At 67.4% G+C, this 15,007-nt stretch carries 12 protein-coding genes and 1 tRNA gene; 5 read left to right on the top strand and 8 right to left on the bottom strand.

The window, feature by feature from the left end:
- Positions 1-36 precede the first annotated feature (36 nt).
- The 5 genes from KX816_02180 to KX816_02160 form a co-directional block, all read right to left on the bottom strand.
- Positions 37-948 carry a DUF2493 domain-containing protein gene (locus KX816_02180; GenBank protein ID QXQ06896.1) on the bottom strand — a complete coding sequence of 304 codons (912 nt, stop codon included), beginning with the start codon at positions 946-948 and terminating at the stop codon, positions 37-39.
- A gap of 332 nt (positions 949-1,280) precedes the next feature.
- Entirely contained in the window at positions 1,281-2,306 is a 1,026-nt protein-coding gene (locus KX816_02175) for a toprim domain-containing protein (GenBank protein ID QXQ06895.1), read from the bottom strand.
- Positions 2,307-2,363: 57 nt separating this feature from the next.
- Positions 2,364-4,529, bottom strand: coding sequence for a ParB/RepB/Spo0J family partition protein (locus KX816_02170; GenBank protein QXQ06894.1), 2,166 nt, complete (start codon positions 4,527-4,529; stop codon positions 2,364-2,366).
- A gap of 169 nt (positions 4,530-4,698) precedes the next feature.
- Positions 4,699-5,907: a DUF932 domain-containing protein gene (locus KX816_02165; protein ID QXQ06893.1), complete on the bottom strand. Its 1,209-nt coding sequence runs from the start codon at positions 5,905-5,907 to the stop codon at positions 4,699-4,701.
- Positions 5,908-6,204: 297 nt separating this feature from the next.
- A tRNA-Arg gene (locus KX816_02160) sits at positions 6,205-6,281 on the bottom strand.
- A 95-nt stretch (positions 6,282-6,376) separates the two neighbouring features.
- Between KX816_02160 and KX816_02155 the strand changes: the two genes are divergently transcribed.
- Both KX816_02155 and recF read left to right on the top strand, forming a co-directional pair.
- A complete protein-coding gene (locus KX816_02155; GenBank protein ID QXQ06892.1) occupies positions 6,377-6,907 on the top strand; it encodes a hypothetical protein in 531 nt (176 codons plus the stop codon).
- Positions 6,908-7,099: 192 nt separating this feature from the next.
- Positions 7,100-8,170: a DNA replication/repair protein RecF gene (gene recF / locus KX816_02150; protein ID QXQ06891.1), complete on the top strand. Its 1,071-nt coding sequence runs from the start codon at positions 7,100-7,102 to the stop codon at positions 8,168-8,170.
- A 9-nt stretch (positions 8,171-8,179) separates the two neighbouring features.
- Here the strand turns inward: recF and KX816_02145 are convergent, their stop codons facing one another.
- Both KX816_02145 and KX816_02140 read right to left on the bottom strand, forming a co-directional pair.
- On the bottom strand, positions 8,180-8,479 hold the full coding sequence (locus KX816_02145; protein QXQ06890.1) for a hypothetical protein: 300 nt from the start codon (positions 8,477-8,479) through the stop codon (positions 8,180-8,182).
- Positions 8,480-8,550: 71 nt separating this feature from the next.
- The gene (locus KX816_02140; protein ID QXQ06889.1) at positions 8,551-9,123 is read right to left on the bottom strand and encodes a PEPxxWA-CTERM sorting domain-containing protein; all 573 of its coding nucleotides are present in this window, start codon (positions 9,121-9,123) and stop codon (positions 8,551-8,553) included.
- Positions 9,124-9,322: 199 nt separating this feature from the next.
- Here KX816_02140 and gyrB point away from each other — a divergent pair, with 199 nt between their 5' ends.
- The 3 genes from gyrB to KX816_02125 all read left to right on the top strand — a co-directional run bounded on the left by gyrB (position 9,323) and on the right by KX816_02125 (position 13,807).
- Positions 9,323-11,758 carry a DNA topoisomerase (ATP-hydrolyzing) subunit B gene (gene gyrB, locus KX816_02135; protein ID QXQ06888.1) on the top strand — a complete coding sequence of 812 codons (2,436 nt, stop codon included), beginning with the start codon at positions 9,323-9,325 and terminating at the stop codon, positions 11,756-11,758.
- Between the two features lie 190 nt (positions 11,759-11,948).
- A complete protein-coding gene (locus KX816_02130) occupies positions 11,949-13,055 on the top strand; it encodes a GGDEF domain-containing protein (protein QXQ06887.1) in 1,107 nt (368 codons plus the stop codon).
- 362 nt (positions 13,056-13,417) lie between these two features.
- Positions 13,418-13,807, top strand: coding sequence for a nuclear transport factor 2 family protein (locus KX816_02125; protein QXQ06886.1), 390 nt, complete (start codon positions 13,418-13,420; stop codon positions 13,805-13,807).
- On the opposite strand, the gene ccmI is transcribed toward KX816_02125, so the two are convergent.
- On the bottom strand, positions 13,804-14,997 hold the full coding sequence (ccmI, locus tag KX816_02120) for a c-type cytochrome biogenesis protein CcmI (GenBank protein ID QXQ06885.1): 1,194 nt from the start codon (positions 14,995-14,997) through the stop codon (positions 13,804-13,806). The two genes, KX816_02125 and ccmI, sit on opposite strands and share 4 nt — an antisense overlap.
- Positions 14,998-15,007: the final 10 nt, after the last annotated feature.

The following is a 15,007-nucleotide window of genomic DNA, read 5'->3' as shown; positions in this document are numbered from 1 at the left end:
CTGCGTGCATTTACGTGTTGTTAGAGGCCGTGGCCCTCACCCGTCGCTGAACCGCCAGACCCGGATGCCCTTGGCGCGGGCCTTGTCGGCGAGGTTGGCCGACACGCCCGAACCCGGGAACACGACCACCCCGATCGGCATCGCCTCGAGCATCGCGTCGTTGCGCCTGAACGGCGCGGCCTTGGCATGGCGGGTCCAATCGGGCTTGAACGCGATCTGCGCGACCTTGCGGTGGTCGGCCCAGCGCGAGGCGATGCGCTCGGCCCCCTTCGGTGTGCCGCCGTGCATCAGCACCATGTCGGGATGGCGCACACGGACCTTGTCGAGCGCCGCCCAGATGCGGGTATGGTCGTTGCAGTCGATGCCGCCGGTAAAGGCGATGCGCGGTCCGGGCGGCAGCAGCACCTCGGTCTCGCTGCGGCGCTTGGCGGCGATGAAGTCGCGGCTGTCGATCATCGTGGCGGTCATCGTTGCGTGGTTGACCCGGCTGCCACTGCGCGAGCGCCACGGCTGGCCGAGATGGGTTTCATAGAGGTCGGCGGCGATATCGCGGAACGCTTCGAACGCGTTGCGCCGCTCGATCAGCGACAGGCCTTGCGCGAGCAGTCGCTCGAGTTCGACCGAGCGCACCTCGGAACCGTCCTGGTCGCGCTGGCTGCGCTGCTGCGCCGCCTCGTTGTCGTCGAGCTCGCGTTGGACGCGCTCGATCTTGCGCTGGAAGACGTTGACTTGGCCCCAGAGCAGATCGTCGAGGTCGGGTTCGAGGCGGGTTTCGGCCAGCGTTGAGACGAGCGCGTCGAAGATGTCTGCGACGGCACCGCCGGCGCGGCGGGGTTCGGGCAATGGCCGCGGGTCGGGCTCGTCTTGGAACGGTCGCCAGCCGAAGGTTTGAAGTTCCTGCAGCAGCGCAGCGGAAGCGGTCTGGGGTTCGTCGCTATCGTCGGTCATGGTACATCTCCTCAACCGGCGGGTCCCGCGCCTCTCGCGGCCCTTCCGTGGTCGTGCCGCGGCCGGGAGTGGAGACGGGTTGCACCGGCACGGCCGGAGCGGAGCGGAGGACGGCGGCGGGCGGCTTGTTTGCTTCCGCGAGGAGGGCGGGCACCGCCCGGGGAAAGAAGTCGTCCGCCGCCGTTGCGGTCCGGCTCAGGGCGGCGCTTGCCGCCCGGCGCTTCCGGCAAGAACACGACCCTCTCGAAGGGCTGCCAGCGCGCGTGTCGGCTCCGGTGTGGAGATGTTGCTGCCGCCGATCCTTCGGTCAGCCAGCTATCGTCCGCTCGTTGCTACAGGACAATCAGCCGGTCGACGTCTTCCGGAGCGAGTTGGGGCCTAAGTGCTGTCCGCATCGCATCCGCCCCGAACGCGCGGATATCGTCGTTGAAATCGCCCCGCGTCGGAAGCAGCCGGATCGCCTCGATGCCCATCGCTTCAGCTCGGGCGCCCAACCGTCCCGCCGCATGGTCGCCAGCGTTGTCACGATCGGCGGCAAGATAGATGCGGCGCAGTCCAGCAGGCGGATCGAAAGCCCCGAGGTGCGCGGTCGACAATGCGGCGACCATCGGCAGCGTCGGGAACACGCTGCGGAGTGACAGCATCGTTTCGAGTCCCTCGCCGATGGCGATTATAACATCGGCGCGACCGAAGCGCACGCCGTTGCCGAGCAGCGATCCCATCGCCCTCCGCGCGCTCGCTACCGGCGCCTTTCCACCGGTCGGATTAAGCCAGGTGCGGTGGACGCCGGTGATCGCACCCTCGGCATCGGTCACGGCTGCTAGCAATGCCGGCCAAGTCTGGGAGTTATCTCCGTCGTCGTCGCGATAGTAACAGCGCGAATGGAAGCGCAGCGGCACATCGACCAGGGGAGCCGTAATACCGCGTTGCCGTATGTACGTTTCCGCGATTGTGCCTGGCAGTGGTTTGCCCATCGCCCAAAGTCGGCGGGCCGCAGCGGGCGATCCGACCGGCACGGGTTGGCGATCGGTCTTCACCTCTGGTCGAGGCATTCGCAGAAAATCGCGGGCTTCGTCGAGCGTGTCGCGCAGGCAGGTCAGGCGCCGGTTGGCGGCGATCAGGTCGAGCAGGTCGCCGTGCTCGCCGGTGTGGGCATCGGTCCACTTGCCGGCGCTCCCGGCGCCAGCAACATTGGCTGGGCCAGACAGGCGAACGTAAAGGCTGCGTCCGGGCGTTCCGGCGACATCCCCAACCAGCCAATATCGTCCGGCGCGGCGACCGTTCGGCAGATAATGTCGGCAGACGGCTTCCGCGTCGCAGGCAAGGCGTTCGGCAAGATCGGCGGCGGGGCTCGACATGGGGCGCTTCCATGAAAAGGGGCCCGCTGTTGCCAGCGGACCCCAGTTGGCGCTGAGCTATTCGGCGGCGAGGGCGTGCGCGGGGAGGTGCACGTCGTCAGTCTCGTCGTGGGCGTCGATGTCGTCGATGGCCTGTTCGCCGTCGATTGCCGCCGTTTCCTCGACGGTGTCGGTCGAGACAGTGTCGCCTGCCTCGATCGCAGCCGACTCGTCGACGACCGGCTCGCCATCTGCCTTCTCGATGAACCGGCCCGGCGTGCGCAGCGGCTCGGGCAGCCAGCCGGTGCCGTCGAGCTGCACCTCGGCTGCCGCGACCATGTCGGGCTTCTTCATCCCCGTCAGCCGGCCGGCAGCCGCGTCTCCGTTAGCCTCGCGAACCGCCTCGACGATCCGGGCCTTGGTCACCCGGCCGATGAAGTTCTCGGCCGTCGGCGTCCACGCCTGCGCCATGTCGAGATCGACCGCTGCCGCCAGCCGATCGGCATGCGCGAGCGCGCGGGGCCGCCGGTTGTAGGCCTCGTGCACCGCATTGACGCCGTGGCCGATGCAGTGCGCGAACAGACTCGCACGGTCGTCGTCGCCGAAGCCGACAAGCGCATCCCAAAGCTCGCCGGGTTCACGCGGCAGCCGCTCGGCATACTCGCGGTGCCGGGCATCGATCGTCGTCGCCGCGACCGAGTCGTTGAGACCGGGAACACCCGATCCAAACGACACGCTCTTGATATCGAGCTCGACGCAGCTGTCCTGGGCGTAGTGGTAGAACAACTTGAGGCAGAGCGCGTGGAGCGCGGCGGTGAACGCGACCTTCGGCGACCGCCCGATCGCCTCGCGCAGTGCCACGGTGCGACAAGCGGTCAGCTCGGTCAGCAACCGGTCGGGAAGCGGCTCGAGACCTTCGTCTTCCTCCGGCTCGGTCGCGCCGGTGCCGATGCCGCCGCTGCTGGCCGGATCGACGCCGTTGTGGTCACCGTCGCCATTCGGCGCGATTGCACTCTTGTCGCCGTCACCGCTGCCGGTACCGTCGTCGAGCAGCGACACAACATGCAGTTCGTCTTCGGGCCGGACATAGCCTCGCTCGACCCGCAGCTTGCCGCTACCGTCGATGCTGACGAACGCACCGGCGATGGCGAGGTCTTCGGGTCGGTAGACAGCGGAGCGGTTGTCATAGACTTCGAGCGCGGTCTCGATCTCGCCGAGCCGGGCATCGACCTCGTCGGGCAGATCTGCACCGCCGGCGTGCGCCGCTTCGATCTCGGCGTATTCGGTGACGAGAACTTCGCGTGCCACTTCATCATCGGCGGTGAGTTCATGGCGTTCGCCGACGATGCCGCGCAGGCCGTAGGTGTGGCCGTAGGCGAAGTCGGGCGCTGTATCGACCCAGCGCCAGCATTCCGCACGAACCGTCTCCGCTTCCTCGCGCAGCCGCTCGGAAACGAGCATGTCGAGGAGGCCAGGGTCTTGCAGCCAGCCGCCGTCGTCGGCCTGGAACAGGTCGCGCAGGATCGTGCCGCCTGCCTCCTCGTACGCCTCGAGCCCGACGAACACCGCGCGCTTGTCGCTGGCGCGAACCGCGCCCTCGGTGAGCATGCGGCGGATCGCATACGGCTCGCGCGAGTAGGAGCGCTGGATTGCCTCCCATACCGCATCCTGCCGCTCGTGATCGGAGCTGACGGTAAATGCCATCAGCTGTTCGAGTGTCATGTCGTCTTCGGCATAGACGTTGAGCAACGCCGGCGACACGCTGGCGAGCCGCAGCCGCTGCTTGACCACGGCAGGGGTGACGAAGAACGCGGCTGCGATCTCCTCCTCGCCCATGCCGCGCTCGCGCATCGCCAGGAACGCACGGAACTGGTCGAGTGGGTGTAGCGGAGCGCGCTGGACGTTCTCGGCGAGGCTGTCCTCCTCGGCGAGGCCGGTCTCGCGAATGACGCACGGGATCGGCGCGGTCTTGGGCAGTCGCTTCTGCTTGACGAGCAGTTCGAGCGCGCGGAACCGGCGACCGCCGGCGGGCACCTCATAGATGCCGGTCTCGACACCGTCGTCGCCGACGACGGCACGGACGGTCAGGCTCTGCAGCAGGGTGCGCCGGGCGATGTCCTCGGCGAGCTGCTCGATGCCGACGCCGGCCTTGACGTGGCGGACGTTCGACTGGGCGAGCACCAGTTTGTCGAAAGGAATGTCGCGCGAGGTGCTGAGCGCGATCTTCTGGACGGACTTGGTCACGGGGCTTCTCCATGACGGGCCGGTCGAAAGCCTCTCTCTCGACCCTCGACCCGTCACGAAACTCCAGCCCACCTCTTCCTCTAGGAAGCGGCGAGCCGGAGAACCGAGCGTCGGAGAGGCGTAGAACCGGATAACCGCAAAACCGCCGAAGCGGTTTTGCGGATCGACGCTATCGTGCGCTAGCCATCAGCTTTGCGGCGCGGGTCTCGAGCTCGAGGCGGGCGTCTTGGTGCGGACGATCACGCGCGACGGCGGTGATGCCCTGAACGAAGTCGTAAATGCTCTCGGGCGGACGGCCTTCTTCGCCGAGCACGGTGGCGATGATCGTTGTCGTCTCGGCTTTGGAGAAGCCGCGCTTGCGCAGGAAGGCCTCGCGGTCCTCGTCGGTGCGCGCGACGATCCGCTCGCGCGCCGCACGGATGCCGCTGACGAACGCGCCCGCCGAGCTGTCGGCGAAGCGTTCAAGCGCGGGTGCCGCCTGGTGGGCGAAGCGATGCGCGGCGAATTTGCTATGACGGATCGACACTTCCTCGAAGCCCTCGGCACCCAAGATGTTGCGGTTCATGCAGACGGCGCGGAGGAAGAACGACGCCATGCCGAGCGTCTTCGAGCCAACCTTCGAGTTCCAGCAATAGAAGCCCCGGAAGTAGAGGTCGGGATCGCCGTTCGGCAGCCGCCCGGCCTCGATCGGATGGGTGTCATCGACGAGGAACAGAAAGACGTCGCGGTCGCTGGCATACAGCGTCGTCGTATCCTTGGTCACCTCCACGAACGGGTTGTGTGTCATCGTCGACCAGTCGAGCGTCCCCGGTACCTTCCAGCGGGTGTCGCCAACCCCGTCGCCGGCGATGCGCATCACCGCCTCGACGAGTTCGTGATCCCAGATACGGCCATAGTCAGGTCCGGTCACCGCGCGAAGTTCGATGCGGCCATCGTCGGCTTCGAGCGTCTTTACCAGCTCGGCTCGGTGCGAGGTTAGTCCGTGCTGGAGGTTGATGCCGGCGAGCAGTGCGGGCAGCTGGCGGAGGTATCCGGCGGGTGTGCCGACGAGTCCACACAGCTGGCCGAACGACCAGTGGGTCGGGGCGACCGGCTCGGAACAGCCGGGGATGGCGAGCGCCAGGCGGCTAACGTCGTTGGTGCGCGCTTCGACGCGCAGCGCCTTGGTCTCGACCGTGCGTGCCGTGGCTCGCTCAGCGCGCGTGCGGACGGCGGCGTGTAGCGTGCTGAGCGACAGGTAACGCTCGTCGTCGGGGCGCGAGAACCATTCCGAGGAAACGCGGCCGATCCGTTGCCCTCGCGAGATATCCACCTTGAAGCCGCTCGTCACCGGCGCGGCATTGACACCTACGTCGTGCCGCACATCGTTCTTGATCATGGCAAAGCCTTTCGCGACGAGCGGCCGCGAGACTTTCTCTCGACCTCGAACCCGTCACGGAAAGCGCAGCCGCTCTCTCACTCTAATTTGAGGGGCGTCGCTCGGGCGAGGGGGGGGACGCCAATGCGCGGTCCCTCCAAACTTGAGGCCGTTCCGCGTCGTCGATTCGCTCATCGCGCACGGTTACGGATTGAGCGATGCAAGCGGCATGAACCGTGTCGGCCAGCGATTACCGTTTGAAAAACCGTTTGAGCACATGCGGCTCAAACGGTAAAAACGGCTAAGTTATTGAATTTATGGTGCGCCCGGAACGATTCGAACGTCCGACCCTCAGATTCGTAGTCTGATGCTCTATCCAGCTGAGCTACGGGCGCTTGGGGAGCGAGCCGATACGCGGTCGGTGCGAGCATGGCAAGCGGATACCGCGGGTGCTTGCCGGTTTGTGGCTTCCGCCCTAAACGCGGCTGCAATGTTCCGCTCCGCTCTGCTCTCGTTGCTGATGCTCGCTGCCTGCGCCGCGGGCCCGCGGGGCGATTGGCCCAGCCTCGCCCTGCGTCCGGGCGAAGTGCAGCCGCTGGTGGCGCGTCCGGCCGCCGCAGGGGCTGTGGGAGGCGCCAGCAGTGCTCCAGCAGCAGCAATGCCCAACGATACCGTCCGTGACGCGGCGACGCGCCAGGCGAGCCTCGAGCGCGACGTCGCAGCCTTTGAAAAGCGGCTGCGGGCGCAGCTCGCCGACACCGCCGCAGCGAACGGCAAGACGGGCACCGAAGCAGAGGCCGACGTGGAGCTTGAGCAGACGCGGCTCGACCGGCTGGGCGGCCAGGCGGGCGACTTGCGCGACCGGTTCGACGAACTCGCCGGCGATCTTGCCCGGCAGGCTGCGGCAGGAACCGACGTATCGGCCGCGCTGGCGCGAGTCGGTGTCTGGATCGACAAGGTCGAGGCGCTGAAGGCCGAGCAAGCCAAGGCCTATGCCGTGCGGGCAGGCATCAAGCGCTAGGCTGCCGTCCGGGCGTCGGAGCTCCGACCACGCCACGCCGACCACTGCACGGCGCAACCATCTTGCCCCGAGTCGCCGCCCGGTCGCTACGACCATCGCCCGTGTCCGTTACCCGCGCTGCGAGCCGGCCCGGGTCGCGAGTCTGGATGCTGTCGTTTGCCGCGGTTGTCGGCAAGCGCCTAAAGCGGGCACGTGCCCTACCTCACACGCCTGACACTCACCGACTTCCGCTCGTACGCGACCGCCGACGTGGTCGCGGTGCCTGGCTTGATCGCGGTCACCGGTGACAACGGGGCGGGCAAGACCAATCTTCTGGAGGCGATCTCGCTGCTTGCGCCCGGACGCGGCCTCCGCGGCCTGCCGCTGTCGGAGATGACGCGCAGCGGCGGTCCGGGTGGCTTCGGCATCGCGGTCGAGATCGCGGCGCCAGGGGGTAACGTCGCCATCGGCACCGGCGTCGCAGCCGCTGCGCCCGACCGACGGTTACTCCGCATCAACGGCGCGGCAGCACCGGCGGGAGCACTCGGCGAATGGCTGTCGGTGCTGTGGCTGACCCCGGTGATGGACCGGCTGTTCAGCGAGCCTGCCAGCGGACGGCGGCGCTTCCTCGACCGGCTCGTGCTGGCGCTGGTGCCCGGCCATGCCAGCCAGGCGGCGCGCTACGACGCTGCAATGCGGGCGCGGACGCGGTTACTGACGGGCGATACGACTCCCGACCCGCAATGGCTCGACGCGCTCGAACGGCAGATGGCAGAGCATGGCGAAGCGGTGACGGCGGCGCGCGTCGAGACCGTCGCAGCGCTCGACGCAGCGTTGGCGGCAGCACTCCCTGGCCCCTTTCCTGCGGCGCGCGTCAGTCTCGACGACATGTCGCCCGCCGACCTCGCGAGCGCGCTGCGCCAGTCGCGCGCTGCCGATACGGCGGCGGGCCGCGCCACGGTCGGTCCGCACCGCGCCGACCTCGCGGTGATCCATGCGGCGAAGGGCCAGCCGGCGTCACGTGGCTCGACCGGCGAGCAGAAGGCGCTGCTGATCGGCATCGTCCTGGCGCACGCTGGGCTAGTCGCGGACAAGCTCGGGCGGACTCCGCTGCTGCTGCTCGACGAAATCGCCGCGCACCTCGACCCGGGGCGGCGCGCAGCTCTGTTCGAGCGCCTGGAGGGCACCGGCGCGCAGGTCTGGATGACCGGCACCGAGGCGGCGCTGTTCGACGGCATTGCAGCGCAGCGGCTGAACGTCAGCGATGGACGGGTGAGTCGCTAGCGGCGGGGTTTACTTGGGCGTGGTCGGCTTGGGCTTGGTGCCCGCGGTGCCCTTCTCGTTGATCGCCATGCCGGCCGGCTCGGCGGACGACGAGGCGCTGCACGCGAAGCTGCCGTCAGGCTGGTCGGCGACCCCGCCCGGGCATCTGGTGGCAGCCTCGGCGCGGCTCGAGAAGTGCAGGTCCTGGACGTTGACCTTGCCGGACCCCTGCCCGCTCGAAACATCGCGAGGGCCGGCGGCGGCGGGTCCAGCGGCAGCGAGTGTGGCCAGCAGCAGGCTCAGTATGCCGATCGGTGCACGATAGCGCATGTCAGTCTCCCCAGACGAAACGCCATCGTAACATATCTGGTCGAGCGACGCGACTGGCAGACTTGTGCCCCTCAGGCGTCCAGGACGGCGCGGCGACGACGCATCGTGGCACCGACCAGTCCGAAGCCACCGACCAGCAGTGCCCAGGTTGCCGGCTCGGGGACATTGTCGGTCATGGAAACATTGTCGAGCGAGAACGACGTGATGCGCGCGTCACGGAAGTTGAATTTCAGCTGGGTCACCGCGGTTGTCGCTATGACCGTGAAGGTCAGCGGTGTGTAGGACAACGCACCGAAGTTGCCGAAGCTCTGCAACGGCACGCCGCCGAAATCGAGACTGAAACTGTTGGTCGCCGTCGCCGGGCCGATGTCGTGGGCGAGGTCGAAGCGGAGCGTGTAGGTTCGGCCCGCGACGGTCGCGAGATTCTGGAGGATGCTGCCGACCTGATTCGGCGAGAACGATGCGCCGAAGCCTCCGGTGTCCGCGGCGGCGGCATCCACCGACGTGTTCCCGAGTGTGCCGGAGCGCGTCCAGCCGGTGAAATCACCGGTCTCGAACCCGCCGTTGGCGATGAGTTCGGCCGCATTCGCCGACGACCCCGCCAGTACCAGCCCGATTGTAGCGACGATAAATTTTACTGACATGCTCGTTCACCCGGATTTGCCCCAAGTCAGTGACTACGGAAGTCGTGTGACGATTTCGTATCGGAGTCGGAATAATCGCCGCCTCGTGGAACCGGGTCGGCCGATCGCCTCGGAGACTCGCATTCCCCTCGCGTACGCGCGCGCAAATCCCTATATGTTACGGGAATGACGGCGCGGCCGCGCCCCGGAAGGAATACGCTTGAAAGACACGCCCGTAACGCCCGATCCCAGCGGCGACTCCGAACGCGCCGACTACGGCGCCGATGCGATCCAGGTGCTGCGCGGCCTCGATGCCGTGCGCAAGCGCCCGGGCATGTACATCGGCGACACCGATGATGGCTCGGGCCTGCACCACATGGTGTTCGAGGTTTCGGACAACGCCATCGACGAGGCGCTGGCCGGCTATTGCGATCGGATAGACATCCGCCTGAACGCCGACGGCAGCGTCACCGTCGCCGACAACGGCCGCGGCATTCCGACCGGCATTCACAGCGAAGAAGGCGTCAGCGCCGCCGAGCTGGTGATGACGCAGCTCCATGCGGGCGGCAAGTTCAACAATTCCGACGACAACGCCTACAAGGTTTCCGGCGGACTCCACGGCGTCGGCGTGTCGGTGGTCAACGCGCTGTCGGACTGGCTCGAACTGCGCATCTGGCGCGAGGGCTCCGAGCATTACATGAAGTTCCGCACCGGCGTTCCCGAGGCGCCGCTCGCCATCGTCGGACCGCAAGGCGACCGTCGCGGCACCGAGATCACCTTCCTGCCGGCGCCAAGCACCTTCAAGATCATCGACTTCGACTTCGCCAAGCTCGAGCACCGTTTCCGCGAACTGGCGTTCCTCAATTCGGGCGTCCGCCTGTTCCTGACCGACGCCCGCCACGCCGAGGAAAAGCTCGTCGAGCTGTACTACGAGGGCGGCATCGCAGCGTTCGTGAAGTACCTCGACCAGTCGAAGACCGCGCTTATCGCCGAGCCGGTGTCCATCCACGGCCAGCGCGACGACATTGGCATCGAGGTCGCGCTCGAATGGAACGATTCGTACTACGAGCAGGTCCTGTGCTTCACCAACAACATCCCGCAGCGTGACGGCGGCACGCACCTGGCTGCCTTCCGCGCAGCGCTGACCCGGACTCTCAACAACTACGCCGACAAGTCCGGCGTGCTGAAGAAGGAGAAGGTCACGCTGACCGGCGACGACATGCGCGAGGGCCTGACCGCGATCATCTCGGTCAAGCTGCCCGACCCCAAGTTCAGCAGCCAGACCAAGGACAAGCTGGTTTCATCCGAGGTCCGCCAGCCGCTTGAAAGCCTGATCGCCGACAAGTTGGCGGAATGGCTCGAGGAAAACCCGGCGCACGGCCGCACGATCATGTCGAAGATCATCGACGCCGCTGCCGCGCGCGAAGCCGCCAAGAAGGCGCGTGACCTGACCCGGCGCAAGGGCGGCCTCGACATCGCCTCGCTGCCCGGCAAGCTGGCCGACTGCCAGGAGCGCGACCCGGCGTTGTCGGAGCTGTTCCTGGTCGAGGGCGACTCCGCCGGCGGCTCGGCCAAGCAGGGCCGCAACCGCGCCTTCCAGGCGATCTTGCCGCTAAGGGGCAAGATCCTCAACGTCGAGCGCGCGCGCTTCGACCGGATGCTGGGCTCCAAGGAGATCGGCACGATGATCCAGGCGCTCGGTGCCGGCATCGGCCGCGACGAGTTCAAGATCGAGAAGCTGCGCTATCACAAGATCGTCATCATGACCGACGCCGATGTCGACGGCGCGCACATCCGGACGCTGCTGCTGACCTTCTTCTACCGTCAGATGCCCGAGCTGATCAAAGGCGGTTACCTCTACATCGCCCAGCCGCCGCTGTATAAAGTCACGCGCGGCCGCTCCGAGGTCTACCTCAAGGGCGAGCCGGAGCTCGACGAATATCTGGTCGACACCGGGCTCAATGGGCTCGAACTCCAGTCCGCTGACGGCCTGCGCACCGGTAACGACCTGCGTGCGCTGGTCGAGCATGCCCGGCGCATGAAGACGCTCAGCGCCCACGTGCCGCGCCGCTACGACGCGCTGCTGGTCGAGGCACTGGCGCTGACCGGCTCGCTCGATCCCGCGATCGGCGACGACCGGGCCAAGCTCGAGGCAGCCGCCGCACGGACCGCGGCGTGGCTGGAGCACGGCTCCGACATCAAGGGCTGGCTGGTCGAGCCGGCGGCGGATGGCGGCTACCACTTCAGCCGCGCCGACCGCGGTGTCACCGACCACTTTATCGTCGACCGCGCCCTGCTGGTTAGCGCCGAGGCACGCAAGCTCCACGCCCTCGCCGCCGAGGATGCGGGCTCTTACGCGAAACCATCAAAGCTCGGCAGCATCGCCATCCGCCGCCCTTCCGAACTGCTCGGCGCGGTGCTGGAGGCCGGCCGCAAGGGCCTGTCAATCGCCCGCTACAAGGGCCTCGGCGAGATGAACGCCGAGCAATTGTGGGAAACCACCCTCGACCCGACCGCCCGCTCGCTGCTCCGCGTCACGGTCGACGAGGCTGACGTCGCCGACGAGATCTTCACCAAGCTGATGGGCGACATTGTCGAACCGCGGCGGGCGTTCATCCAGGACAATGCGCTGTCGGTGGCGAATCTGGACGTTTGAGGGGTGCACCCGGTCGCGTTGCTCGTGGCGACCGGGTAGTTCAAGGCGGATCGGCGGACGGCGACGCACGCCCGTTGGCGGACTTTCATCGCGCTCCGACAGCCCCCGCAGGTCGCCTGCCATCTTCAGCAAACCTGCCTCGCTCTTTCGTCTTCATTCTTTCTAATGACCTGCTGTGCGAGCACGGTTCATGCCAGCTCGTTCCAGCCCCAGGTCCGAGCCCGATGCCGTTCGTATCGAACTGATCTCGGCGATCTACTTGGTGTTATGGCCCACGATCATCATAGCGTTCGTCTTCCTAACCGTGGCGGCGTTCTCGTATTGGGAAGCCGGTGCACAAGGCAAGACCTGGGTGGCGGCCATCGCCGTGTCTGGAACCGCCGCAACTTTCTATAAACTTCTCCTGACCCTGCGTTTCAGATATCGACCGCCTATACCCCTGACCGTCGCCCGGGCTCAGTGGTGGGAGCGCCGGCACGCTTATAGCGGCTGGGTATTTTCTGCGGCGGTCGGCAGTTTGACGGCGCTGAACTTCGGCAGCCCATCACCCATGCCGCAACTGCTCGCGACGGCCCTCTTGTTTGGACACAGCTCCGGCATCGTCGTTCGAGGATTGGCGCGGCCGCGAACCTGTACGGTGGCTCTGATTCTGGTGGTGACTCCAGTCGTCGCCGCGGCCGCAATGCGTGGCGACCTCGGGCACTACCTGCTGGCTGTGACCTGCATCCTGTTTCTACTGGGCGGGCTCGAGAGCGTCTGGAGCGGCTACAACAACTTGAGACGCCAGATCGACGAGCGTAACGACCTGGCGAGCGTTGCCAGGCACGATGCCCTGACCGGGCTCGCCAATCGCCTGGGGCTGCGGGAGGGGTTCGACCGGCTGCAGCGCACGAACGACGAGGACATCCGGCTCGCCGTCCATTGTCTCGACCTCAACCGCTTCAAACCCGTGAACGACCGTTACGGTCATCCGGCAGGCGACGAACTGCTGCGGCAGATCGCAGAGCGGATACGCGGTTCGATCGATCCCGGTGATGTCGCTGCCCGCACCGGCGGCGACGAGTTCGTCGTCGTCCAGCACCGTGTCCGAAGTCACAAGGAGGTCGAGGTGTACGCCGACGCCCTGAACCGAGCCATCTCGGCCCCATATCTTGCTAAGGGGCATGTCATCGCGGTCGGTGTCAGCATAGGCTCGGCCGTCGCCGGGTCCGCCACTATCTCATTGGCCGGCCTGATATCGGAGGCGGACAATGCCCTCCTTGTCGCAAAGCGCGAAAGCGTGCCGCAGGGTCGATGACGGCGCAGGGGGGTAGATGGGCCGCCCAACGATCGATGGCGCCCACTAGCGGACCTTGGTTAAGTGTCGCAGTGTGCTTCGACCCTCGCTCCGTCCCCGCCCCCTGCCGACGCGGAGGCGCCGGGACCCGCAGCGTCGCGGCCGGGCACAACGGGTGTGTTGGGGGGGCTCGGTCTCGCGGCGGATCGGCCGGATCAAGCAGCCTGACCCACTGCCGCGATGGAGACGAGCGCCCGGGCAATTATAGGCACGAGGATCAACGACCGGCGTCGGCCATACGTGTGCCGTTTTGGTTATTTTGTCCAACTACGCCTGCGTGCTACTCGATGCCTCCGCCCCGGCGAGCGGAGAGGAGACGAGCGATGCGCGATCCGGTCCTGCAGCGTTGGCACGACTATATCCGCAGCCACGACCACGCCGATCTGCACACGATGCTCCATCCGGACGCGATGTTTGAAAGCCCGGTCGTCCACACCCCGCAGCGTGGCCGCGAGATCGTCTTCAAATACCTCGCCAGCGCCGAGCAGGTGCTGGGGGGCCCCGGCTTCGAGTACACCGGCGAATGGGCGGCGGAACGAAGCGCGGTGCTCGAATTCGCCAGCCAGATCGAGGGCATCCAGATCAACGGCGTCGACATGATCTGGTGGGACGAGGCCGGGCTGATCACCCATTTCAAGGTGATGGTGCGGCCGTTGAAGGCAGTGAACCTGCTGCACCGGCTGATGGGGGAGATGCTGGCGAAGGCGAGCTAGCTGCCCGGCACGCCCACTGCCGCCGCGCCCTGCGTCACCTCCGCCGTACCCGCCGCATCGCCCTTGAGCGCGGTCAGAGCGTCGGCCTTCGCCTGCCCCGCCGCTGAGGTATCGCCGAGTACCATTCGCGCCCGCATCAGGCGCACCCAGCCGGCGGCGTCCTTCGGGTTGGCCTTGAGCTTGGCAGCAAGGTTGTCGACCATGCCGCGGATCATCGCCTGCTGCGCCTGCGGCGCCATCGACTTGACCGCGGCGACCTGGTCGGAGCTCGGGTTGGGGGCGGTGGTTACGGGAGCTGCGGGAGGGGGCGGCACGATCGCGGCAAGGCGCGGGGCGACGTCGATGCCAGCAGTCTTGGCGGTCGTGCCGATGACGCGGCGCAGTTCCGCCGCCCACGGGGCATCGGCGGGCGCGGTCGCGAGGAGCGCCAGCCAGTCGTCGATGGCGCCCTTGTGGTTGCCGCTCTGCTCCTTCGCCATGCCGAGGAAATAGCGGGCTCGGGCGTCGGCGGGGTCGAGCTTGTACGCCGCCTCGAACTGGCGCTTCGCCTCGGGGCCGACGACACCTTGCGCCGCTTGCACCAGAGCCTCACCGTAGGCGCTGGCGAAGCCGGGGCCGGTCGGGGCAAGCTTGACCGCCTTGCCGTAAGCGGTCGCGGCGTCGGCGAAGCGCTGGGTCTGGAAGTACGACCAGCCGAGCATGCGCCAGCCCTCCGGGTCGCCGGGGTTGGCGGCCATCTTGGCCTCGAGCTGCCCGATCATCGAGGCGATCTCGCCGGCGCCGGGCTGGGCCTGCGAACTTGAGGGCGGCGGCGGCACCGCGGCCGGACCGGATAGATCGGGGCGGCCGAGCGTCGAGTAAAGCGCCGTCGCCGAGACCGCGACCACCGCCGCCAGCACCATCGCCAGCCGGCCGAGCACCGCATTGCCGAGTGGCCGCGCCGGGCGGTCGGCGACCCGCGCCGCGCCAAGCATGCGGCGGCGCGCCTCGATCCGCAGCGCCTCGGCTTCCTTCGGGTCGACGGCATTGTTCGCCGCCTGTACGTCGATGTCCGCCAGCTGCTCGGCGAGCGCGATCGCCGCCGCGCTGCGGTTACCGCCGCGCGCCTCGTGACGCCGCACCAGCGGCACCGTCATCGCCGCCGCGACCACGCCGACGATGACCGTCAGCACCGCCCACAACCACATCAATTCACGTGCC

The organism is Sphingosinicellaceae bacterium (assembly GCA_019285715.1).
Lineage (GTDB): Bacteria > Pseudomonadota > Alphaproteobacteria > Sphingomonadales > Sphingomonadaceae > Glacieibacterium.
Note: the sequence above shows the minus strand (reverse complement) of the source record. Positions and strands in the feature narration are given on the sequence as shown.

Excerpts from the sequence above, each read along its gene's own strand:
- KX816_02180 (QXQ06896.1), bottom strand. The coding sequence starts at position 948 with ATGACCGACGATAGCGACGAACCCCAGACCGCTTCCGCTGCGCTGCTG.
- KX816_02175 (QXQ06895.1), bottom strand. The coding sequence starts at position 2,306 with ATGTCGAGCCCCGCCGCCGATCTTGCCGAACGCCTTGCCTGCGACGCG.
- KX816_02165 (QXQ06893.1), bottom strand. The coding sequence starts at position 5,907 with ATGATCAAGAACGATGTGCGGCACGACGTAGGTGTCAATGCCGCGCCG.
- KX816_02155 (QXQ06892.1), top strand. The coding sequence starts at position 6,377 with ATGTTCCGCTCCGCTCTGCTCTCGTTGCTGATGCTCGCTGCCTGCGCC.
- KX816_02145 (QXQ06890.1), bottom strand. The coding sequence starts at position 8,479 with ATGCGCTATCGTGCACCGATCGGCATACTGAGCCTGCTGCTGGCCACA.
- KX816_02140 (QXQ06889.1), bottom strand. The coding sequence starts at position 9,123 with ATGTCAGTAAAATTTATCGTCGCTACAATCGGGCTGGTACTGGCGGGG.
- KX816_02130 (QXQ06887.1), top strand. The coding sequence starts at position 11,949 with ATGCCAGCTCGTTCCAGCCCCAGGTCCGAGCCCGATGCCGTTCGTATC.
- KX816_02125 (QXQ06886.1), top strand. The coding sequence starts at position 13,418 with ATGCGCGATCCGGTCCTGCAGCGTTGGCACGACTATATCCGCAGCCAC.